The 22,766-nt window shown below is 70.8% G+C and carries 20 protein-coding genes; 11 read left to right on the top strand and 9 right to left on the bottom strand.

Features of this window, described 5'->3' with window-relative positions:
- Window positions 1-88: 88 nt before the first annotated feature.
- Entirely contained in the window at window positions 89-721 is a 633-nt protein-coding gene (locus tag MQN93_RS23430) for a class I SAM-dependent methyltransferase (RefSeq protein WP_016433818.1), read from the bottom strand.
- Window positions 722-900: 179 nt separating this feature from the next.
- Between MQN93_RS23430 and MQN93_RS23425 the strand changes: the two genes are divergently transcribed.
- A complete protein-coding gene (locus tag MQN93_RS23425) occupies window positions 901-2,241 on the top strand; it encodes an esterase-like activity of phytase family protein (RefSeq protein ID WP_242711137.1) in 1,341 nt (446 codons plus the stop codon).
- 21 nt (window positions 2,242-2,262) lie between these two features.
- On the opposite strand, the gene MQN93_RS23420 is transcribed toward MQN93_RS23425, so the two are convergent.
- Both MQN93_RS23420 and xylA read right to left on the bottom strand, forming a co-directional pair.
- Window positions 2,263-2,757, bottom strand: a complete 495-nt coding sequence (locus MQN93_RS23420; RefSeq protein ID WP_016433820.1) for a hypothetical protein — start codon at window positions 2,755-2,757, stop codon at window positions 2,263-2,265.
- Between the two features lie 132 nt (window positions 2,758-2,889).
- Window positions 2,890-4,056 (bottom strand): xylose isomerase, encoded by a 1,167-nt coding sequence (gene xylA, locus MQN93_RS23415; RefSeq protein WP_242711136.1) that lies wholly within the window; start codon window positions 4,054-4,056, stop codon window positions 2,890-2,892.
- 197 nt (window positions 4,057-4,253) lie between these two features.
- Here xylA and xylB point away from each other — a divergent pair, with 197 nt between their 5' ends.
- The 9 genes from xylB to MQN93_RS23370 all read left to right on the top strand — a co-directional run bounded on the left by xylB (window position 4,254) and on the right by MQN93_RS23370 (window position 15,753).
- A complete protein-coding gene (gene xylB, locus MQN93_RS23410; RefSeq protein ID WP_016433822.1) occupies window positions 4,254-5,699 on the top strand; it encodes a xylulokinase in 1,446 nt (481 codons plus the stop codon).
- Between the two features lie 10 nt (window positions 5,700-5,709).
- Window positions 5,710-6,918, top strand: a complete 1,209-nt coding sequence (locus tag MQN93_RS23405) for an ROK family transcriptional regulator (RefSeq protein ID WP_242711135.1) — start codon at window positions 5,710-5,712, stop codon at window positions 6,916-6,918.
- A gap of 214 nt (window positions 6,919-7,132) precedes the next feature.
- On the top strand, window positions 7,133-7,681 hold the full coding sequence (locus MQN93_RS23400; protein ID WP_016433824.1) for a heme-binding beta-barrel domain-containing protein: 549 nt from the start codon (window positions 7,133-7,135) through the stop codon (window positions 7,679-7,681).
- A 225-nt stretch (window positions 7,682-7,906) separates the two neighbouring features.
- Entirely contained in the window at window positions 7,907-9,391 is a 1,485-nt protein-coding gene (locus MQN93_RS23395; protein WP_242711134.1) for an APC family permease, read from the top strand.
- Window positions 9,388-10,401, top strand: coding sequence for an acetamidase/formamidase family protein (locus tag MQN93_RS23390; protein ID WP_242711133.1), 1,014 nt, complete (start codon window positions 9,388-9,390; stop codon window positions 10,399-10,401). Before MQN93_RS23395 ends, MQN93_RS23390 begins: the two co-directional genes overlap by 4 nt.
- Before the next feature lie 250 nt (window positions 10,402-10,651).
- Window positions 10,652-11,251 carry an N-acetylmuramoyl-L-alanine amidase gene (locus tag MQN93_RS23385; protein WP_016433827.1) on the top strand — a complete coding sequence of 200 codons (600 nt, stop codon included), beginning with the start codon at window positions 10,652-10,654 and terminating at the stop codon, window positions 11,249-11,251.
- Window positions 11,252-11,403: 152 nt separating this feature from the next.
- Entirely contained in the window at window positions 11,404-12,699 is a 1,296-nt protein-coding gene (locus MQN93_RS23380) for a GAF domain-containing protein (RefSeq protein ID WP_242711132.1), read from the top strand.
- Between the two features lie 167 nt (window positions 12,700-12,866).
- The gene (adh, locus tag MQN93_RS23375) at window positions 12,867-14,390 is read left to right on the top strand and encodes an aldehyde dehydrogenase (protein WP_016433829.1); all 1,524 of its coding nucleotides are present in this window, start codon (window positions 12,867-12,869) and stop codon (window positions 14,388-14,390) included.
- Window positions 14,391-14,532: 142 nt separating this feature from the next.
- Entirely contained in the window at window positions 14,533-15,753 is a 1,221-nt protein-coding gene (locus MQN93_RS23370; protein WP_242711131.1) for a metallophosphoesterase, read from the top strand.
- Window positions 15,754-15,794: 41 nt separating this feature from the next.
- Here MQN93_RS23370 and MQN93_RS23365 read toward each other — a convergent pair whose 3' ends face one another.
- The 5 genes from MQN93_RS23365 to MQN93_RS23345 all read right to left on the bottom strand — a co-directional run bounded on the left by MQN93_RS23365 (window position 15,795) and on the right by MQN93_RS23345 (window position 21,713).
- A complete protein-coding gene (locus MQN93_RS23365) occupies window positions 15,795-17,225 on the bottom strand; it encodes a DEAD/DEAH box helicase (RefSeq protein ID WP_242711130.1) in 1,431 nt (476 codons plus the stop codon).
- Window positions 17,226-17,407: 182 nt separating this feature from the next.
- Window positions 17,408-18,277 (bottom strand): tryptophan 2,3-dioxygenase, encoded by an 870-nt coding sequence (locus MQN93_RS23360; RefSeq protein WP_242711129.1) that lies wholly within the window; start codon window positions 18,275-18,277, stop codon window positions 17,408-17,410.
- Window positions 18,278-18,325: 48 nt separating this feature from the next.
- Window positions 18,326-18,757, bottom strand: coding sequence for an acyl-CoA thioesterase (locus tag MQN93_RS23355; protein WP_242711128.1), 432 nt, complete (start codon window positions 18,755-18,757; stop codon window positions 18,326-18,328).
- A gap of 343 nt (window positions 18,758-19,100) precedes the next feature.
- Window positions 19,101-20,891 (bottom strand): hypothetical protein, encoded by a 1,791-nt coding sequence (locus tag MQN93_RS23350; protein ID WP_242711127.1) that lies wholly within the window; start codon window positions 20,889-20,891, stop codon window positions 19,101-19,103.
- A gap of 297 nt (window positions 20,892-21,188) precedes the next feature.
- A complete protein-coding gene (locus MQN93_RS23345; protein WP_242711126.1) occupies window positions 21,189-21,713 on the bottom strand; it encodes a GNAT family N-acetyltransferase in 525 nt (174 codons plus the stop codon).
- Window positions 21,714-21,733: 20 nt separating this feature from the next.
- On the opposite strand from MQN93_RS23345, the gene MQN93_RS23340 reads away from it, so the two are divergent.
- On the top strand, window positions 21,734-22,276 hold the full coding sequence (locus tag MQN93_RS23340; RefSeq protein ID WP_242711125.1) for a CGNR zinc finger domain-containing protein: 543 nt from the start codon (window positions 21,734-21,736) through the stop codon (window positions 22,274-22,276).
- Between the two features lie 73 nt (window positions 22,277-22,349).
- Here the strand turns inward: MQN93_RS23340 and MQN93_RS23335 are convergent, their stop codons facing one another.
- Window positions 22,350-22,757, bottom strand: a complete 408-nt coding sequence (locus MQN93_RS23335; protein WP_242711124.1) for a VOC family protein — start codon at window positions 22,755-22,757, stop codon at window positions 22,350-22,352.
- Window positions 22,758-22,766: the final 9 nt, after the last annotated feature.

Below are 22,766 nucleotides of genomic sequence, written 5' to 3'. Positions count from 1 at the left end.
CGTACGGAGGCGCACGAGGGACGCTGAGGCGTACGTACGCAAAGCGCTGCGGGATGTTCACGGGCGAACCGGCACCCACCGGGCAGGTTCAATCCTGTCCGGTGGGGCGCCGGGCCCAGAACAGGGCGTGTCCCGAGTCGCCCTCGGGCACGAACTCCTCGCGCTCCACGGTCAGTCCGGCCTCGCGGATCCAGGTACGGCTGGTCGCGGCGTCCGTGTGACTCCACCACATGGGCGCCCCGCCGCCGAGCCAGTTCGGCTCGGTTCCGGTCCAGGCGCGGTGACCGGTGGTGGCCACGAACCAGCCGCCCGGACGCAGCCATCGGGCGATGCTCCGCAGCAGTGGCGGCTGCTCGGCCAGCGGAATGTGGATGAGGGCGTACAGGGAGACGACGGCGTCGAAGGAGGCGGGCTCGAACGAGGCAGCGGTGACGTCGCCGTGAATGAACTCCGCCTGCGGAACCCGCTCCCGGGCCCTGCTGATCTGCACCTCGCTGATGTCCATGCCGGTGACCCGGTGCCCGGCGGCCACAAGATCCCGCGCGACCGGCACCCCGCTTCCGCAGCCGACGTCCAGTACGGCACTGCCGGTCGGGATCGCCCGGCACAGGTCGCCGAGCAGTGCCCGGTACTTGGTGTCGGCTCCGTAGGCGTCGTCGTAGAGCCGGGAGACGGCGTCGTACCCGCGCCGAACGATGTCCTTGGGGTCCTCGGTGTCCACGCTGCGTGAACGTAGCCAGCACTGGACGGTCCTCGCGAACCATTTCTCTGCCGCTCGGCCGCTCCGGTCGCCCGTCTGCTCCGAAACTGGACGCCCCGCGTTCATCTTCCGGTGGGGACACGTTCGCCGCAGGGACCAAATGTGGCCGCTGTCAACACAGTTGCTCCTCAGGAGGCTCGATGTCCCCGCACGCCACCGGTCGGCCCCAGGTACGGCGCTCCGTCGCAGCCGGCGTTCCGCTTGCTGTGATCGCGGCCCTTGTTGCGGCCTGTCCGCCCGCCAGTGCGGCGTCGCAGGGTGCGCACGTCGTGCGCACCGCGACGCTCGGGAACATTCCGCTCGGCGCCTTCAGCAATGCGCTGCTGCCCGGGACGGTGGACAACGACCGTGGCGTCGACCTCGGCGGCATCGGCAGTGACGTCTATCCGACGGGCCGCAAGGGCGAGTTCTGGACGGTGACCGACCGCGGCCCCAACGGCCAGATCAAGGTGGACGGCACCAAGCGCCGCACCTTCCCGGTGCCGGGCTTCGACCCGGCGATCGTGCGGATCCGGGTGTCCGGCGACACCGTGAAGGTGCTGGACGCCATCCCGATCACCACCTCCTCCGGTAAGGCCGTCACCGGCCTGTCGAACCAGGCGGGCCGCGACGAGGCGCCGTACTCCTACGACGCCTCCAAGCCGCTGTCGTACGACCCGAACGGGCTGGACACCGAGGGCATCGTGCGGGCGAAGGACGGGAGTTTCTGGCTCGTCGACGAGTACGGACCCTCCTTGGTGCACGTCTCCGCGCGCGGGAGGGTGCTCACGCGTTATGTGCCCAAGGGGCTGAACCTCACCGGCGCCGACTACCCCGTGGTGGAGGCGCTGCCCGCGATCCTGCTGCATCGGAAGATCAACCGCGGATTCGAGGGCCTCGCGCAACTGCCGGGCGGTGACCTGGTGATGGCCCTGCAGAGCCCGCTGTCGCTGCCGGACGAAGACGCGGGCGACGCGTCGCGCACCACGCGTCTGCTGCGTTTCTCGCCGAAGAGGAGGGCGGTCACCGGCGAGTACGCGTACCGCTTCGACCCGGTGAACGTGGTGGACCCGAGCGAGGACGACACCTCCGAGCTGAAGATCTCCTCGGTGGTCGCCGTGGGCGGCGACCGGCTGCTCGTGGAGGAGCGCACCGACAAGGCCGCCCGACTGCAGCTGGTGACGCTGGACCGGCGCGCGAACATCCTCGGTGGCGCCTACGACGACGACACGACGTCCCCGTCGCTGGAGCAGCTGGAGGACCCGGCGGCCTCGGGCGTGCCAGTGCTGCGCAAGCGGCTGGTGGTCGACCTGGGCAAGGTCTCTGGGGTGCCCGGGAAGATCGAGGGCATCGCGCGCGTGGACCACGACACGCTCGCCCTCGTCAACGACAACGACTTCGGCATGACGGACGGCGCGGACGCGTTCGACGCGCAGGGCCGGCTGGTCGACAGCGGCATCGAGACGACGGTGACGTATGTGCGGCTGCCGCACGGCATCTGACCACCGTGACCGGCCCGGCGGTCAGGGCAGTTCGATGTCCCCCAGGGACGGTATGAGCGATTCCAGGCCGCTCGGGATCTCACTGGGCAGTTCGCTGGGCAGCTTCGACGGCAGCTCGCTGGGCAGTTTGCTCGGCAGCTCCGTCGGGATGCTCAGCGACGGCTTGGACGAGGTGCCGGTGCTCGCGCCGCCGGGCGACTTCTTGTCGGGCGAGTCGTCGTTCCCGGAGCCCATCATGAAGACGACGACCACGGCCGCGACCGCCACGAGACCGACCAGGACGAAGACGAGCGGGTTGCGTCGCCTCCTGGGCGGCTCGGGCTCGGGCGGCTGCCCGCCGCCGTAGTAGGTGGGCGGCTCGTTGCCTCCCGGCGGAGGGCCGTACCCACCTCCCGTCCCATAGCCCCCTTGCGCTCCGTATCCGGAGCCGTAGTCGTCGGGAGGCGGTCCGAAACCGCCGCCGGGAGGCGGCGCGTCACCCGGCGGCCCGGGCGGCTGAGGCGGTACGGGCGGCATGGCCATACCGTCCAGAGTCGCCGCACTCCGGGCAGCAGGCGACCCCCGTACGGAACTTGATACGGATCCATGGCGTGGACCGCATGATTCCGGAGCATTCCGTACGGAGATCGCTCACGCGCGTGCGTGCCTTCAGCCGCGGGCCCTCAGCAGGTGGTCCATGGCCAGCTGGTCGAGGCGCTCGAAGGCCATCCCGCGCGCGGCGGCCGCCTCCGGGTCGAACTCCTCGAAGGCGCTGCGGTCGGCGAGGAGGGACTGCAGACCGTCCTCCGCGGTCGCCTGGGCGAGCTGGTCCAGGCGCGAGGCGCGCAGGGCCTCCTGCACCTCGGGGTCGGCACGGAAGGCGGCCGCACGGTCCTTGAGGATCAGGTAGTTGCGCATGCAGCCCGCGGCCGACGCCCACACGCCGTCGAGGTCCTCGGTCCGCGGCGGCTTGAAGTCGAAGTGGCGCGGGCCCTCGTAGCCGGCGGTCTCCAGAAGGTCGACCAGCCAGAACGCGGCGCGCAGGTCGCCGGCGCCGAAGCGCAGGTCCTGGTCGTACTTGATGCCGGACTGGCCGTTGAGGTCGATGTGGAAGAGCTTGCCCGCCCACAGGGCCTGCGCGATGCCGTGCGGGAAGTTCAGGCCGGCCATCTGCTCGTGGCCGACCTCGGGGTTGACGCCGTACATCTCCGGGCGCTCCAGGCGCTCGATGAAGGCGAGGGCGTGACCGACGGTGGGCAGCAGGATGTCGCCGCGCGGCTCGTTGGGCTTGGGCTCGATCGCGAACTTCAGGTCGTAACCCTGGGAGATCACGTACTCGCCGAGGAGGTCGAAGGCCTCCTTCATGCGTTCGAGGGCGACGCGCACGTCCTTGGCGGCGCCGGACTCGGCGCCCTCGCGGCCGCCCCAGGCGACGTAGGTCTTGGCGCCCAGCTCGGCGGCGAGGTCGATGTTGCGGATGGTCTTGCGCAGCGCGTAGCGGCGCACGTCGCGGTCGTTCGCGGTGAACGCGCCGTCCTTGAAGACGGGGTGCGTGAAGAGGTTGGTGGTGGCCATCGGCACGGTCATGCCGGTCGTGTCGAGAGCCTGGCGGAAGCGCTTGATGTGCGACTCGCGCTCGGTGTCCGAGGACCCGAAGGGGATCAGGTCGTCGTCGTGGAAGGTGACGCCGTAGGCGCCGAGCTCGCTCAGGCGCTGCACCGACTCGACCGGGTCGAGGGCACGCCGCGTGGCGTCGCCGAACGGGTCCCTTCCCTGCCAGCCGACGGTCCACAGGCCGAAGGTGAACCTGTCCTCGGGGGTGGGCTGGTAGTTCATGCCGCGACTCCTTGCTGCTTCGACGTACTTGCTTCGGATGACGTGCTCCGACTATTTCGTCATGGCGGTTTACAAATTAGTATGCGGACGCAGCTCTGGGAAGAGACAAGATGTCTTTGTCACCACAGAGCCCAGTCTTCGTCTCGCAGAACCGCGCAAGAGAGCCGCGTAAAGAGCCGCGTAAAAGGGAGAGCCCGATGTCAGCAGCCGAGGGTCCGCTCGTCGTCGGCGTGGACACGTCCACCCAGTCCACCAAGGCGCTCGTCGTCGACGCGGCCACCGGGCAGGTCGTCGCGAGCGGCCAGGCGCCGCACACCGTCTCCTCAGGGGCGGGCCGCGAGAGCGACCCGCGCCAGTGGTGGGACGCCCTGTGCGAGGCCCTGCGCCAGTGCGGCGACGCCGCGCACGAGGCGTCCGCGGTCTCGATCGGGGGGCAGCAGCACGGCCTCGTGACGCTCGACGAGCGCGGTGAGCCGGTCCGCCCCGCCCTGCTGTGGAACGACGTGCGCTCGGCGCCGCAGGCCCGCCGTCTGGTCGAGGAACTGGGCGGCCCGAAGGCCTGGGCCGAGCGCGCCGGAAGCGTGCCCGGCCCCTCGTTCACGGTCACCAAGTGGGCGTGGCTCGCGGAGAACGAACCCGAGGCGATCCGTGCGACCAAGGCGGTACGCCTGCCCCACGACTACCTCACCGAGCGCCTCACGGGGCAGGGCACCACCGACCGCGGCGACGCCTCGGGCACCGGCTGGTGGGCTTCCGGGACGGAGGCGTACGACGAGGAGACCCTCGCGCACGTGGGCCTCGATCCCGCGCTGCTGCCGCGGGTGGTCCGGCCGGGCGAGGTGGCGGGCACCGTGCGCGACATCCACGGCCTGCCGTTCTCCAAGGGCACCCTGGTCGCACCGGGGACGGGCGACAACGCCGCAGCGGCGATGGGCCTCGGGCTGCGCCCGGGCACCCCGGTGCTCAGCCTGGGCACGTCGGGCACGGTGTACGCCGTCACCAAACGGCGCCCCGCCGACCCGACCGGCACCGTGGCGGGCTTCGCCGACGCCCACGGGGACTGGCTGCCCCTGGCGTGCACACTGAACTGCACGCTCGCCGTCGACCGCGTCGCCGCGCTGCTGAACCTGGACCGTGAGGCCGTCGAGCCCACCAGCGGCGTGACCCTGCTGCCGTATCTGGACGGGGAACGCACCCCCAACCTCCCGGACGCCTCCGGACTGCTGCATGGCTTGCGCCACGACACCACCGGCGGCCAGCTCCTGCAGGCCGCCTACGACGGCGCTGTGCACTCGCTGCTCGGGGCGCTCGACCTGGTCCTCGACGAGGACGCGGACCGTTCGGTCCCGCTGCTGCTGATCGGCGGCGGCGCTCGCGGCACGGCCTGGCAGGAGACGGTACGCCGCCTGTCGGGGCGCCCGGTCCAGGTACCGGAGGCCAAGGAACTGGTCGCGCTCGGCGCCGCGGCGCAGGCGGCGGGCCTCCTGACCGGCGAGGACCCGGCCGCGGTCGCCCGGCGCTGGAACACCGCCGCGGGCCCGGTGCTGGACGCGGTGGAGCGGGACGAGGAGACGCTGGCGAGGATCGCCGGGGTACTCTCCGACGCGGCCCCGCTGCTGGAGCGGAGCACGGACAGCCATTGAGGACGGGGGCATGACCGCACCGCTGCACGAGGCCCACCCGGCCGGTCCCCGACGGGTGCTGCCCGACACCCAGCAGGGCATGCGCCGCCGCAATCTCGCCCGAGTGATGCACACCGTCAGCGCCGAGGGGCCGCTCTCCCGTGCGGCCGTCGCCTCGCGCATCGGGCTGACGCGGGCCGCGGTGTCGACCCTGGTCGACGAACTGATCCGCACGGGACTGCTGGACGAGCTGGGCCCCGAGCGGCCCGGCCGTGTGGGCCGTCCCGGCTCGGCGCTCGCCGTCAGCGGACACGGTCCGGCCGGGATCGGCGCCGAGATCGGCGTGGATCATCTCGCGGTCTGCGCGGTCGATCTGCGCGGACAGGTACGCGCGCGTGCCGTGCGGCACGCCACGAACCGCGGTCGCGCCCCCGAGCCGGTGCTCGAGGAACTCACCGCGCTCGTACACCGGGTCGTCGCCGAGGCGGAGGGCGAGGGGCTGTGGCCCGCGGGGCTCGCGGTGGCGGTGCCGGGCCTGGTGGCCCGCGACGCCCGCACCGTCGTACGCGCCCCGAACCTCGACTGGCACGACACCGACCTCGGCGCCCTGCTGCCCGCCGACATTCCGCTGACGGTCGACAACGAGGCCAACTTCGGTGCGCTCGCCGAACTCTGGCTCGGCGAGCGCACCCCTGAGGACTTCCTGCACGTCTCCGCGGAGATCGGCATCGGTGCGGCGGTCGTGGTGGCCGGCGGGCTGCTGCGCGGTACGCGCGGTTTCGCGGGCGAGTTGGGGCATGTGCCGGTGCAACCGGAGGGGCCCGCGTGCCCGTGCGGCGGGCGCGGCTGTCTGGAGCAGTACGCCGGTGAGGAGGCGGTGCTGCGCGCCGCTGGTCTGGAGCTGGGTGAGGACCGCGTCGGGCTGCTCGCGAACCGGGCCGCCGAGGGCGACGAGAACGTACGGGGCGCGCTGCGCGACGCGGGCACGGCGCTCGGCATCGCGCTGACCGGAGCGGTGAATCTGCTGGACCCCGAGAGTGTCGTCCTCGGCGGCGCCCTGGCCGGGCTCGCGCCCTGGTTGCTGCCGTCGCTGGAGGCCGAGTTGGACCGGCGCACCGCGGGTCCGGCCTGTCCGGTGTCGGTGTCCCGGCTGGGTCCCGAGGGGCCTCTGCTGGGGGCGGCTCACTCGGTGGTGCGGGCGGTACTGGACGACCCTGCGGCGGTGGCCGAGCGGGGCTGATCGTGGCGTCCCGTGCCGGACGGGCGGGCTAGGGGGCGGGCAACCGGTCGGGTTGCTGCAGGAGCCGGCGCCGCGCGACGCCTTCCGCGCCAGTGCCATGGGGCGCCCTAGGCTTACGCCCGGCATCAGCGCCGACGCCGGCACTGGCATTGGCACTGGCAGGACCCGAGCATCCGCGTCCGGGTCAACTCCCGTACACCAGAGGAGCTCGACCGTGATCGACCCCGCCCCGGAACACCCGTACCCCGACAGCCGCCGTCCCGACGCGACACCCACACCGCACGCACTGCTCACTCCTGTGCTCGGTCTGCTGGGCACCTGGCGAGGGCGGGGTCAGGGCGGGTATCCGACGCTCGACGCGGACTTCGTGTACGGGCAGGAGGTCACCTTCAGCCATGACGGACGGCCCTTCCTTCGCTACGAGGCCCGGGCCTGGCTGGTCGACGCGGGTGCCGACGACGCGCCGCTGCGCCCGGCGGCCCGCGAGAGCGGCTGGTGGCGGATCCAGCCCGACGGCCGGGTGGAAGCCCTGATCACCCAGCCCACCGGTATCGCCGAGATCGCGGTCGGCCGTGCGAGCGGGGACACGATCGACCTGTCCACCCACGAAGTGGCGCTCACGCCCACCGCCAAGCAGGTGGACGCCACCCGTCGCCGCTACACACTGACCGACGACGACACTCTCTCGTTCGTCTTCGACCTCGGCGCCGTCGGACAGCCGCTGCAGCACCATCTCTCGGCGAGCCTGCGACGCGTCCGGTAGTCCGCACCGACACGACGCAGCACGGTCCAGGGCTCAGCTGACGCCCGTGGTCACCTGTGGTCCTCACCCGTACGGGTGGCCGAGTTTTCCACATGTGCGCCGTCGTCCACCGAAGCACGCCGCGCCCTTCTGCCCAACTCGCAAGCGCCGTACCGTGAATCACGCGAGACGCACCCGTCGAGCCGGGTGAGGCAGGCAAGTCGGCGTGAATTGAGGGGGGTTCACATGTCGGGGGACGAGGTCGCAGGTCTCAGGCGCGACGCGATCGGGCTGCGCGAGGTCCTGTTCCAGAGCATCACGGCCATGGCACCGGCCGCCGCGGTCGCCGCGTCCATTCCGTCCGGCGCCGCCTTCGCCGGCGGAAGCCTGCCGCTCGCCGTGCTGATCGCGCTGGTGGCCTGTCTGTTCACGGCGTCGTGCGTGGCCGAAATGGCCCGTGAACTGCCGGCCGCGGGCTCGGTCTCCACGTATGCGGCACAGGGCCTGCATCCGACCGTCGGCTTCCTGGTCGGCTGGGGCTATGTGTTCGTGGAGGCGCTGGTGCCGCCGCTCCTGCTTCTGCAGCTCGGCTTCACCACGGCAGGCACCCTGCATCAGGAATGGTCCTCGTATCCGGCGGACCTGTGGTGGCCCTGGGCGCTGGCAGGTGCCGCGATCATCGCGACCGCGGGGTACTTCGGAGTGCGCGCCTCGGCCCGCTTCGGCACCGTCCTCGGCATCTTCGAGGTCCTCGTCCTCCTCGTCTTCGCCGTCTGGCTCATCGCCAAGGCGGGCGGCGACAACACCCTGACGGTGTTCGGCACTTCGCACACGGCCGATGGATACGAGGGGATCAGCGGCGTCTTCGCCGGATCGGTGTACACGGTGCTCGCCTTCGCGGGATTCGAGGCCGCGGCCCCGCTCGCCGAGGAGACGCGCAACCCGCGCCGGACGATGCACCGCGCGGTCCTCGGTGCCGCCCTTGGCATCGGCCTCTTCTATGTGGTGACGACCTACGCCATGACGGTGTACTTCGGGCCGGACCGGTTCGCAAAGTTCGGGGCCTCCGGAGCAGCCTCCTGGGAGGGCGTGGCCAGGGCGTCGTTCGGACTGTTCTGGGTGCTGGTGTTCCTGGCCGTGGTCAACTCGACGATCGCCAACGCCAACGCGTGCGCCAATGTCTCCACGCGCACTGCCTTCGCCCTGGCCCGCATCCGGGTCCTGCCGCGCTACTTCGCCGTGCTCCATCCGAAGTACCGCTCCCCAGTCACGGGGATCGTCGTGCAGACCGTCGTGGCGGTCGGTGCCGTGCTGGGTCTGGGCCTTGGCTACGACCCGGTGACCGCCTTCCTGCTCCTGGCCACGGTGATCGTCACGGTGGTGATCGGCGTCTACATCGTGGTGAACGTCGCCTGCGCCGGGTATTTCCTGCGCCGCAGACGGGAGTTGTTCCGTCCCCTACGTCATCTGCTGCTGCCCCTGCTCGGCATCGTCGCGTTCGTGCCCGCGCTGCTGACCGCCGCAGGACTGCCCGTCTTCGACTTCGTCACCGAGCTGACCGCTCCCGTCTCCTACGCCGGTCCCATCGTCGGCGTGTGGTTGGCCGCCGGAGTCGTGGTGCTGCTCGTGCTCATGCGGCGCCACCCGGAGCGCATAGCCGAGACCGCCCGTGTCCATCTGGACGACCCCTCCCCCGCCAGTCCATCGCAGAACGGAGCAGCGCAAGCATGAGCGACCCCCGCATCCTGACCGTCCGGCCCGAACCGGGCGAGTACGCCTGGACGTTCGGCGGCGCACCGCCCGTGGCGCGGATCGCGCCCGGCACGGTCCTCGACCTGTACACGGAGGACTGCTTCGCCGGGCGGGTGCGGTCCGAGAAGGACCTGGTGTCCGAGGTGTGCGAGTTCCCCTTCCTCAATCCGCAGACCGGCCCGTTCCACGTCGAGGGCGCCGAGCCGGGCGACACGGTGGCCGTGCACTTCGTCTCGATCGAACCGGCCCGCGACTGGGCCGCGTCGACGACGGTCCCTCTGTTCGGGGCGCTCACCTCCACGCACACCACGGCCACCCTTCAGCCGCCGCTGCCGGAGACCGTGTGGATCTGGCAGCTGGACCGGGCGCGGCGCACCGCCATGTTCCGGGCGCACGACAGCGACATCGAGGCCGAGCTGCCCATGGACCCGATGCACGGCACTGTGGGTGTGGCCCCGGCCAATCTGGAGGTCCGCTCGGCGCTGGTGCCCGACGCGCACGGCGGGAACATGGACACGCCCGAGATGCGGGCCGGCGTCACCTGCTACCTCGGGGTGAACGTGGAGGGCGCCCTGCTCAGTCTCGGCGACGGGCACGCGCGGCAGGGCGAAGGCGAGACCTGTGGGGTCGCCGTCGAGTGCGCGATGAACACCGTGGTGATCGTCGAGCTGCTCAAGGGCGTCGCGACACCGTGGCCGCGCATCGAGTCGGACACGCACATCGTCTCGACGGGATCGGCACGACCGCTGGAGGACGCGTTCCGGATCTCCCAGCTGGACCTGGTGCAGTGGTTGGTGCGCGACTACGGGTTCAGCGAACTGGACGCGTACCAGTTCGCGACCCAGGCGGTCGAGTCGCCGTTGGCCAACGTCTGCGACACCAACTACACCTGCGTGGCCAAGATCCGCAAACAGTGGCTGCCCGCGCGCGAGACTCACCGCGGGATGCACGCGCAGCTGCGCGAGATGGCGGCAACTTTGCGGGGCTGAGCCGCACCTGCACAGCTGTGCCACACCTGCGGCACGGCGTCGCATCTGCGACACGGCGTCACACCCACGGAGCAGAGCCACACCTGCGGCGACAGTGCAGCACCTGCGGCGGCAGAGCCGCAGCCCACCGAACGATTCACCTCCCCCACCGCACGATTCACCTCCCCCCACCGATCGATTCACCTCCCCCACCGAACGATTCACCTCCCCCACCGACGGAGTCACCTCCCCCACCGAAAGGCACAGCCTCATGGAGCGGGCAAGATCGACTACCAGCAGGCGGCGGTTTCTGAAGGGCGCCGCCCTCGCCACCGTGCCGTACGCCTTACTTCCCGACACGCGGGCCGGAGCCCAGGCCCAGGCCGTCGACTACCCCGGTGCCGAATGGCAGCCGGCCAGTACGTCCAACTACACCTCGTCGAACCGCCCCACGACCTATCCCATCGACTACGTGGTCATCCACGTCACGCAGGAGACGTACGCCGACGCCCTGTCCATTTTCCAGAACCCCGCCAAGCAGGTGTCGATCCACTACCTGGTGCGTTCAGTCGACGGGCATGTCGCCCAGTGCGTGCGGGAACGCGACATCGCCTGGCACGCGGGCAACTGGGACTACAACACGCGCAGCATCGGCATCGAGCACGAGGGCTGGGTGGACCAGCCCGCCTATTTCACCGACGCCCTCTACGAACAGTCGGCCAGACTCACCGCGGCGCTCTGCACCAAGTACGGCCTGCCGAAGGACCGGGCGCACATCATCGGGCACTCCGAGGTGCCGGGCGCCGACCACACCGATCCCGGGCCCCTCTGGGACTGGACGCGCTACATCAGACTCGTCAACCTCGCCTGACGCAGGCGGGAACCTCGCCCGACCCGGCCGGACGGCTGCCACCGGCCCCGGCGGCAGCTCCGTCCTTCGGGTGACCCGGGTCGAAACGGTTGTCCGAGCGCGTACCCGGAGTGACCATGTCACCAGCCGCACTGCCTTGCCGGGAGGCCGACTTGACCGATCCGTGGGTGGCCCTGGAGCCGGGGGCCGACCCCACCGAACACGCGCGGATGCTGCGCCGCGCGCACGAGACGTTCACCGAGGCGGGCACGGTGACGCGTCCGGTGCGCTCGGTGGTGGCCGAGTCGTGGCGGCGCTCGGCGCGGGCCGGCGTGGGGCCGGACGGCACGGCGAGTGTGGAGCTCGTCGACGGTGACCTGGGCAGTTACCGGGCCGAGCACCCGTTGGCGCGGGTGATGCCGCTGTTCCGTGAGCTCATGGGGACGTTCGCGGCCGACGGGGAGCATCTGCTCGCGGTGTGCGACGCGCACGGCAGGCTGCTGTGGGTCGAGGGCCATCCCACGACCCGGCGGAACGCGGGGCGGATGAACTTCGTGCCGGGTGCGCGGTGGGCGGAGTCGGCGATGGGGACCAATGCGCCGGGGACGGCGGTCGCCGTCGACAGGCCCGTGCAGGTGTTCGCGGCCGAGCACTTCATACGGCGCGTGCAGCCGTGGACGTGCGCGGCGGCTCCGGTGCACGATCCGCGCACCGGGCGGGTGCTCGGGGCGGTGGACATCACCGGCGGGAACGGGCTCGCGCATCCGCACAGCCTGGGCTTCGTGCAGGCGGTCGCCCGGGCCGCCGAGTCCCAGCTGGCGTTGCTCGCACCGGAGCAGCCCGCCGCCGACACCCCCGAGCTGACGGCGCTGGGCCGGGACGAGGCGCAACTGCTGATCGGCGGGCGCAGGATCAGGCTCAGCCGGCGGCACAGCGAGATCCTGGTGCTGCTGGCCCGGCACCCGGAGGGGCTGACCGGCGACGAGTTGCTGTGCGCGCTCTACGAGGACGAGTCGGTGACGCCGGTGACCCTGCGGGCCGAACTGGCGCGGCTGCGCAGGGCTTTGGGCCCGGGACTGCTGGCGTCGCGCCCCTATCGGCTGACGGCACCCGTCGAGAGCGATGTCGCTGTCGTGGAACGACGGCTGGAGACCGGGGCGGTCACGGCGGCGGCGTCGGCGTACGCGGGACCACTGCTGCCGGGTTCGCAGGCCCCGGCGGTCGTACGGCTCAGGCATCTCCTGGCCGACGGCCTTCGTACGGCGCTGATCAGTCGTCGCGACCCCGATCTGCTGGCCGACTGGGCGCACGCGCCGTGGGGCGAGGACGACCTCGACGTATGGCGGGCGCTCGCCACGGTCCGGCCGACCGCGTCGGTCCGGTCCCGGCTGGCCGCCCTGGAGGGCGAGTTGACGGCACCGCCCGACTGGCCGGGCGTCACGGGACGCCGGGGAGCCACACCGGCGTAGCGGGACCTGCAGACCTGGCGCACCCTCCGGGCGTCGGCGTCCCCGCCCCAGTTGCCCTTCCGCCCTTCCGCCCTTCCCCCACGGCAACGTAGTTGCAACCTCCCCCTCCCTACCCTCCGGACGGAAGCTGCCCAACGGCGGGTGGCATCGATGAGGAGGCTGACCACATGACCCGTTACGCGGCGCCCGGCACCGACGGCGCGATCGTCTCCTATCAGTCGCGCTACGACCACTTCATCGGTGGGGAGTACGTCCCGCCGGTGCGCGGGCAGTACTTCGAGAATCCCTCGCCGGTGAACGGGCAGCCGTTCACGGAGATCGCGCGCGGCACGGCGGAGGACGTGGAGCGCGCGCTCGACGCGGCGCACGCGGCCGCACCGGGCTGGGGTCGTACGTCGGTGACCGAGCGGTCCGACATCCTGTTGAAGATCGCCGACCGGATGGAGGCGAACCTCGAGAAGCTGGCGGTCGCCGAGAGTTGGGAGAACGGCAAACCGGTCCGCGAGACGCTGGCGGCCGACATCCCGCTGGCCATCGACCACTTCCGCTACTTCGCGGGCGCGATCCGCGCGCAAGAGGGGTCGCTGGGCGAGGTCGACGACGACACGGTGGCGTACCACTTCCACGAGCCGCTGGGCGTGGTCGCGCAGATCATCCCGTGGAACTTCCCGATCCTGATGGCGACTTGGAAGCTGGCGCCCGCCCTCGCCGCGGGCAACGCGGTCGTCATCAAGCCGGCCGAGCAGACGCCGGCCTCCATCCACTACTGGATGAGCCTGATCGCGGACCTGCTGCCGCCGGGCGTGGTGAGCATCGTCAACGGCTTCGGTGTGGAGGCGGGCAAGCCGCTCGCGTCCAGCCCGCGGGTGGCGAAGGTGGCGTTCACCGGCGAGACCACGACGGGGCGGCTGATCATGCAGTACGCCTCCGAGAACATCAAGCCGGTCACCCTGGAGCTCGGCGGCAAGTCGCCCAACATCTTCTTCGACGACGTGTGGGCGCAGAACGACGACTTCAGGGACAAGGCGCTCGAGGGCTTCACCATGTTCGCGCTCAACCAGGGCGAGGTGTGCACCTGTCCGTCGCGGGCGCTCGTGCAGCGCGGCAACTACTCCGAGTTCATCGAGGCGGCGGTCGCCCGTACCGAGCTGATCAAGCCCGGCCACCCCCTGGACACCGACACGATGATCGGCGCCCAGGCCTCCAACGACCAGCTGGAGAAGATCCTCTCCTACCTCGACATCGGCCGCCAGGAGGGCGCGAAGGTCCTCACCGGTGGTGAACGCATCGAGTACGACGGCGAGTTGAAGGGCGGCTACTACGTCCAGCCGACCATCTTCGATGGCGACAACCGCATGCGGATCTTCCAGGAGGAGATCTTCGGCCCGGTCGTCTCGGTGACCTCCTTCGACGACTTCGACGACGCCATCAAGATCGCCAACGACACGCTGTACGGCCTCGGAGCCGGCGTGTGGACACGGGACATGAACACGGCGTACCGCGCGGGCCGAGCCATCCAGGCGGGCCGTGTCTGGACGAACTGCTACCACGCCTATCCGGCACACGCCGCGTTCGGGGGCTACAAGCAGTCCGGGATCGGACGCGAGACCCACAAGATGATGCTGGAGCACTACCAGCAGACGAAGAACCTTCTGGTGTCGTACTCCCCGAAGAAGCTGGGCTTCTTCTAGAGCCTCAAGTGGGGCGCCCGGAGGCTCCGTTGCACTTCGGGTGCCTCGAAAGGCAGGCCCCTGACCGGGAACGCCGGTCCCGCCGCCCCGTCGCCCACCGGATACAGTGCGCGAGACGGCAGCCCGGTCAGGGAGGGGAAGCGTGACCGACACCAGCGACACACGGACCGCGGAGGGTGAGGCGCCGGCGCCGCGGCGAAGCCGACTGCATCGCCTGCTGCGCTACATCCCCATGATCGCCCCCGTCCTGCTGTGGGCCGTGCCCTGCTGGGTGCTCCTCTACGGCGGCCAGCACTGGCCGCTGCCCGTCACGCTGGTCGGCACCGCCCTGTTCGTCCTCGGCCTCGTCGGAATGCCGCTCGCCATGGCCCGCGGCCACGGCCGTCGGCAGCAGGACTGGGCGGCGATCATCGGTGACACCCTGCTGGGCAGCAGTTGGGTCCTGTTCACGTGGTCCGTTCTGCTCGGCGTCGTCCTGCGGCTCGCCCTGACCGTGGCGGGCGTCGGCCACGGCCAGGACCGGGCCCGGATCGTCGCCTGGGCCGTCCTCGGCGTGAGTGCGGCGCTGCTCGCCTGGGGGTACGCCGAGGCCCGTCGCGTGCCGCGCGTGCGTCGGCTCGACGTGCAACTCCCGCGGCTCGGTGCCGGGTTGGACGGCACCCGCGTCGCCCTGATCACCGACACCCACTACGGCCCGCTCGATCGCGCCCGCTGGTCGGCGCGGGTGTGCGAGACGGTCGACACCCTCGAAGCGGACCTCGTCTGCCACACCGGCGACATCGCGGACGGCACGGCCGAACGCCGCCGCGCCCAGGCCGCCCCGCTCGGTACGGTACGGGCCACCCGGGCCCGGGTGTACGTCACCGGCAACCACGAGTACTACAGCGAGGCGCAGGGCTGGGTCGACCTGATGGACGAGCTGGGCTGGCAGCCGCTGCGCAACAGCCACCTGCTGCTCGAACGCGGCGGCGACACCCTCGTGGTGGCCGGGGTGGACGACGTCACCGCCGAGTCCTCCGGCCTGGAGGGCCACCGCGCCCATCTGGCAGGAGCGCTGGACGGCGCCGACCCCGATCTGCCCGTCCTGCTCCTGGCGCATCAGCCCAAGTTCGTCGACCGGGCGGCGGCCCACGGCGTCGACCTCCAGCTCTCCGGCCACACCCACGGCGGCCAGATCTGGCCCTTCCATTTCCTGGTCCGCATCGACCAGCCCGCCCTCGCGGGCCTCAGCCACCACGGCACCCGCACCCTGCTCTACACCAGCCGCGGCACCGGCTTCTGGGGCCCGCCGTTCCGCGTCTTCGCCCCCAGCGAGATCACCCTGCTCGTACTCCGCTCCCCGCAGCCGCCCACGGCGGCATAGACGCACGGCGGCATGGACGAAGGCCGCGCGGGGCAGTCCGGTCAGCCGCCGCGTCGTACCCGGGCCGCCCTGCGGGCCTCCGCGAGCTTGCGGGCCTCGCTGCTCTTACGGGACGACCTGCCGCCGGATGCGCCCTTCGTACCGTCCTTGCTGCTGCCCAGACCGCGGAACGGGGCGTTGTGGTTCTTGGTGCGCGGTGCGGCAGGACCGCCGTCGAGCGGCTGCCCGGAGGGGGCTCTGGCGCCGGGGATCCGGCTCAACTCCGCCTCGCCGGAACGCACTTTGGTGACCTTGGGGGCGACACCGGCGTCCGCCATGACCTGGCTCGTCTCCCGGCGCTGTCCTGAGAGGACGAGGGTCACGACGGTGCCGGAGCGGCCGGCCCGGGCCGTGCGGCCGGCGCGGTGCAGGTAGTCCTTCGGGTCGGTGGCCGGATCGACGTTGACCACGAGGTCGAGGTCGTCGATGTGCAGGCCGCGTGCGGCGACGTTCGTGGCCACCAGCGCGGTGACCTGCCCGTTCCTGAACTGGGCCAGGGTCCGTGTGCGCTGCGGCTGGGCCTTGCCGCTGTGCAGGGCGGCGGCGGCCACGCCATTGGCCCGCAGATGCCGGGTGAGCTGGTCGACGGCGTGCTTGGTGTCCAGGAACAGCAGGACGCGGCCGTCGCGGGCGGCGATCTCGGTGGTCACGGCGTACCGGTCCGGGCCGTGCACGACGAGGACGTGGTGCTCGATCGCCGGAACGGCACTGGACGAGGGGTCCACGGAGTGCACGGCGGGGTCGCGCAGATAGCGCCGCACCAGCTGGTCGACGTCGCGGTCGAGGGTGGCGGAGAACAGCATCCGCTGCCCCTCGGGACGCACCTGGTCCAGGATCTCGGTGACCTGCGGCAGAAAGCCCATGTCACACATCTGGTCGGCCTCGTCCAGAACCGTGATGCGCACCCTCCCCAGCCTGCAGCCCTTGCGGTCGACGAGGTCGTGCAGCCGTCCGGGCGTGGCGACGACGATCTCGGCGCCGTCCCGCAGCGCGGCCGCCTGCCGTCCGATGGACACCCCGCCCACCACGGTCGCGAGCCGCAGCCGCAGCGCCTCGGCGTACGGCGTGAGCGCCTCACCGACCTGTTGCGCGAGCTCCCGGGTGGGCACCAGAACGAGCGCCAGCGGCTCCTTGGGCTGTGCGCGCCGACCGGCCGTACGGGCGAGCATCCCCAGGCCGAAGGCGAGCGTCTTGCCCGATCCCGTACGGCCCCGGCCCAGGACGTCTCGTCCCGCGAGCGCGTTGGGCAGCGCCGCCGCCTGGACGGGGAAGGGCACCGTCACACCGTGCTCGTCGAGGACGCGCAGGATCGCGGGCGGCAGCCCCAGCTCCGCGAAGGACGCGACCGCGGGCGGCGCCGCGGTCGTGCCCGAAGACCCCGACGAGTCGGACGTGTCTTGCTGCCGGGCATGGGCACGTGCTGGTTCGCTCACAGAAGGCCTTCCTCCGAAGGGACCGTACCGAGGAAGGCGCGGCGGGGACGCGGCCACCGGCCAGGAACCCACCCGAACTGGGCACCGGCACGACGACGCTGGAAACGAATCACGTTAGCACGGGGCCGAACAGCCGGACCGGGCCCGCCGTGCCCTCCTCGGGGTACCGCGGACCGGTCCGGTCAGCCGAGTTCGGTGCGGATCGCGAGGAGCTCGGGGAAGAAGGACAGGTCCAGGGCGGCCTGGAGGAAGGAGACCCCGCTGGAGCCGCCGGTGCCGCGTTTGAAGCCGATGACGCGGGTGACGACCTTGAGGTGGCGGAAGCGCCAGAGCTGGAAGCTCTCCTCGATGTCGACCAGCTCCTCGCAGGTCTCGTACGCGCCCCAGTGGTCCTCGGGGTGCTCGTAGATCTCCTTCAGCACGGGCAGCAGGCCGTCGTGGAAGGCGTGGGCCTGGGTGACGTCCCGCTTCAGCAGGTCGTCGGGGACCGGATGGCCCGCGCGGGCAAGGTAGCGGAGGAACTCGTCGTAGAGCGTGGGCAGTTCGAGGGCCTCCTCCAGGGCCGCGCGTGCCTGCGGGTCATGGGCGAAGACCTCGGTCATACGGGCGTTCTTGTTGCCGAGCAGGAACTCCACGACGCGGTACTGCGCCGACTGGAAGCCCGAGGCCTGTCCGAGTGCGCCCCGGAACTGGGCGTACTCGCTCGGGGTCAGGGTGGCCAACACCGCCCACTGGTCGACGATTTGGTGCTGGATGTGCTTGACGCGGGCGAGGGACTTGAGGGCCGGCTGAAGGTCGTCCGCGGCCAGCCGGCGCATCGCCTCGCGCAGTTCGTGGATGACGAGCTTGAACCACAGTTCGGAGGTCTGGTGCTGGATGATGAACAGCAGCTCGTCGTGGTGCGGCGGATCGCTCAACGGCTGCTGCGCGGACAGCAGCCGGTCGAGCCGGAGGTAGCCGCTGTACGTGGTCTGTCGGTGCAGGTCGGTGTGGATGCTCTCCTCGATCTCACGGGTGTTGTGCCGTGATGCGTGCTCGGTCCGCCGGTTCATGATGGTTCACTCCATGCCGCTGGTCTCGGCCGCTCTCGCACCGGAACGTCATCCGGATTCCGTGGTCAGCGCCTTGATCCACTCCTCGGGCCAGGGAGTGCTGACGCGCTCGTCCCCCAGCGGCACATGTACGACCGTATAGCGTCCCGACGCCGCGAGCCCGCGCGGACGGCCCTCGTGCTCCTCGCCCCACACCTCGAACCCGAACGTCATCGAGGACGTGCCGATGCGCTCCACGGTGAGCGTGGTCGTCACCTCCTGCCCGAACCACAGCGGGGAGGCGAAGCCGACCTCGTAGCGCACTCGCGGTGCCGCACCGAAATAGCCGATCACTCCGCGCTCGCGGACCAGCGCCGCCTCGGCCGCCTCCACGAACCGTCCGATCGCCGCGTTGTGGTAGTGGCCCGAGGCGTCGGTGTCCCACCACTCCACGCGGCAGCGGTACACGGCGCGGGCGCCGCCCGTCGGCTCAGCAGCCATGGGGCGGCTCATGGGACGGGGCCCGGCGGGAGCGGCCGACGGGAGCGTCGTCCTTCGTCGGCTCCCGGGAGGAGGCGGGCGAGTACATGTCCATCGGGGACACGACTACCCCGGTTGTCCGGGTCCGACTCCCCACGGGGAACGACTGGACCACCGGCGTCAACCGGCCACGCGGACCACGGGACAACACCGCAGGGCGCCTGACGGGGTATTGGCTGTCCGCCCTGTCAGGCGCCCTGTGCACGGTCATCCTGCTTCACCTTGTTGACTCGGCTGTCACCACCGCGCCGACGAGCACGGCGAGGCGCTCACGGGGCGGCGGCTTTCTGCGTCGCAGACGTCGCTACTTCGAGTGCATCGACGGCTTGGACGGGTGGGAGGGGGTGTCCGGCTTCATGGGGTGGGAGGGCATGTCCGGCTTCATGGGGTGGGAGGGCATGTCCGGCTTCATGGGGTGGGAGGGCATGTCCGGCTTCATCGGGTGCGCGGGCATGTCCGGCTTGGCCGGGTGCGCCGGGTAGTCAGGCTTGGCCGGGTGCTCCGGGTAGTCCGGCTTCATCGGCAGAGCGGGCTTGTCCGGGTGCGCGGGCTTCTCGGGGTACGCGGGCTTGACCGGGTGCGCAGGGTAGGCGGGCGCCGCCGGCTTTTCGGGGTAGGCGGGCTTCTCGGGCTTGGCCGGGTAAGCGGGCTTCTCCGGCTTGGCAGGCATGGCCGGCTTCTCCGGATACGCAGGCTTCACCGGCTTCGCGGGCATGGCCGGCTTCTCCGGATACGCAGGCTTCACCGGCTTCGCGGGCATGACCGGCTTCTCCGGATACGCAGGCTTCACCGGCTTCGCGGGCATGACCGGCTTCTCCGGGTACGCAGGCTTGACGGGCATGGCCGGCTTCACGGGCTTGGCCGGGTACGCGGGCTTCTCGGGCATCGCGGGCTTCTGCGGATACGTCGGCTTGACCGGCATCGCGGGCTTCTCGGGGTACGCGGGTTTCACCGGCATCGCGGGCTTCTCGGGATACGCGGGCTTTACCGGCATGGCAGGCTTCACCGGGTACGCGGGCTTCACCGGCATCGCAGGCTTGGTCGGCGTTTCTGGCCGCGTGGGGTAAGCAGGCTTCACCGGATAGGCAGGCAGCGCAGGCTTGACCGGCTTCACGGGATAAGCCGGCATCGCAGGCTTCACCGGATACGCGGGCATGGCCGGCTTCGACGGGAGTGCGGGCTTCTCCGGCTTGACCGGGTAAGCGGGCATCGCAGGCTTTACCGGGTACGCAGGCAATACAGGCTTGACGGGGTAGGCAGGCATCTCCGGCTTGACGGGATATGCCGGCTTCACCGGATAGGTGAGCTTCACCGGGTAGACAGGCATTTCCGGCCTGACGGGATACGCCGGCTTCACCGGCATGGCAGGCATCTTCGGCTTCACCGGGTGCACCGGCTTCTCCGGGTGGGCGGGCAGCACAGGCTTCGCCGGATAAACGGGCTTCGACGGATACTCCGGCTTCACGGGGTGCGCCGGGTATTCAGGCTTGACCGGATGGGCCGGGTACTCGGGCTTGACCGGATGAGCGGGGTATTCGGGCTTTACGGGATGCTTCGGGTGCTCCGGCTTCGCCGGGTACGAAGGGTGCTCGGGCTTGACCGGGTGCTCGGGCTTGACCGGGTGGCCCGGCTTGACCGGGTGTTCCGGCTTCGCCGGGTGGTCCGAATGCGCCGGCTTTCCGGGGTGGTCCGAGTGGTCGGGTTTACCGTGCTGTCCCGAGTGCCCCGGCTTTGCGTACTGTCCCGAATGTTCGGGCTTGGCGTGCTGTCCCCCGTTCCCGGGCTTGGCGTGCTGTCCCGAATGCTCAGGCTTGGCGTGCTGTCCCCCGTGCCCGGGCTTGGCGTGCTGTCCCGAATCCTCAGGCTTGGCGTGGTGTGTCGAACCCTCTGGCTTGGCGTGGTGTGTCGAACCCTCGGGCTTGGCATGGTGTGTCGAACCCTCTGGCTTGGGCTGGTCCTCCGGGCCTGCGTTGCGTGCCTGGAACAGCGCCTTTGAAGGGTTCGCCTGTCCTGGATACGGATGCGGGGTCGCGTCGTCCTGAGTGTGGGCGATTGCCGGGGTCACCAGCGGGGTTGTGGCGAACGCGGCCACCATGGTGGCCGACGCCAGAACTGATCGCCATCTCGGCGATGTCGTCATTACTTCCACTCTCCTCGACTTGGTTCAGGGCTTCTGACCGCTGGTCAGTACCAAGAGCCGGATAGTGGAATAATCTGGAAATCGGACGCCCGAATAACGCCGCGACCTCCATAAGTCACCGGATGGGGTAGCTACGGCCGCCAGTTGGCCCGGCCGTTCGACGGGAAGTCATAGGCGCGCCATTAAACGAGCATGGTCAAGCTCAACGCGCCTGATTCGCCGAGAATTACACCCTCGGAGTAAGGAGCCGGCTCAGCACGGGCGCCAGTAGAGCGAGGGGTCGGGGTGGGCGGTGAAGCCGAGGGCACGGTAGAGGGGTTCGCCCTCGGGGGAGGCATGGAGGTCGACGCGGGCGACCTCGCGCTCCTGGAACCAGTCGAGCAGGCCCCGCATGACGGCACGGCTGTGTCCGCGCCGCCGGTGGGCCGGGTCGGTGACCACGCCGATCACCTGTCCGATCCGGCCGTTGGGCAGATGCGGTCCGGGCAGCCGCTGCTCGATCGTGCCGATGCCGCAGGCCGCGAGTCCCCCACCCTGGTCGCCGGCTCGGCCGCCGTCCGCGTCCACGACGAGGATGCGTACATCGTCCGCCGTCAGCTGGTCCTTCAGCACCACCGCGAGGGCGTCCAGCCAACTGCCGTCATCTGTCGCGGGGTTGAAGAAGTCACCCGCGAGGTCGTCGAAGAGCAGGGCCCGCAGGCGCAGGAGTTCTACGAGGTCGTACTCCGCGGCCCGTCGTACGGCAGTGGCGGTTGCGATGCGTTGTGACATGTCCATCAGACTGCTGTAATGGTCTTATGCATCTCAACCCTTACGGCGAGGATGCCGTGAACCTGGCCGCCGACCTGGCCAACCGGCGCCCTGCGGACGCCGCAGAGCTCGCCGATCGCTGCCGTGCCGCCGGTCTGGTGCTGGACCGCCCGGCCACCGCGCAGGACCTGGCGCAGGCGGTGGAGGCACTGGACGCATGGGAGAAGGTGGTGGACGCGACCGACGAGCACGAGCGGGCGGCGCTGCTCAACGCCATGCTGGCGTCGGCCACCGCATACCCGCGGTTGACCAACCACGCCGCAACCGGCTGGCATGTGCACTACCGCGACGACCATCAGCCGCTCGGCAGGCTGCTGCTGTCGCTGATCTCGGTGGGCACGGCCCTGCATCTGACGGGCCGCGGCATGCACCGTCTGCGGCGCTGCGACGTGACCGAGTGCACCACGATCTTCGCCGACACCTCACGCACCGGGCGGCAGCGCTACTGCTCCCAACGCTGCGCCAACCGCGACGCGGTACGCCGCCACCGGGCCGCCCGTTCCGCCCGTTCCGCCCCACCAAAGGGCTGACCGGCTGACCGGACACAGCCTGTCCGGTCAGGCCCAGTCACCCCCAAAAGCCGCCATCACCCCGTCTCGTCCGTCAACTCCCCGTGCCGGCCGCCCGGTTGCGCTGGCGCAGTGAGATCCGGTTGCCGTCCGGGTCCGTGGCCTCGATGCGGACGCCGAAGGCGTAGTCCTCCGGTTCGGGCTTGTCGAAGGGGACGCCGCGGTCGCGGAGGAGGGTGAAGTCCTTGCGCAGGTCGTCCGATTCGAGGAAGACCACGCCGGGGACGGGGCCGGACCGTTCGCCGGCCGGCTGTCCCGCGGCGCCGGCGTGCGACCAGAGGACGAATTCGAGGGGGCTGCCGGGCACGGCCACGGTCAGGAAGCGTCCGTCGGGGCCCGTGTGGTCGATACGGGTCTCCAGGCCGAGTTGTTCCGTGTAGAACCGCAGCGCGCGGTCCTGGTCGGTGACGTAGAGGGTCACATACATGACGTTGGTCAGCATCGCGCCGTC

The organism is Streptomyces spinosisporus, assembly GCF_022698145.1.
Taxonomy (GTDB): Bacteria; Actinomycetota; Actinomycetes; order Streptomycetales; family Streptomycetaceae; genus Streptomyces; species Streptomyces spinosisporus.
This window is presented reverse-complemented; position numbering and strand designations above follow the sequence as displayed.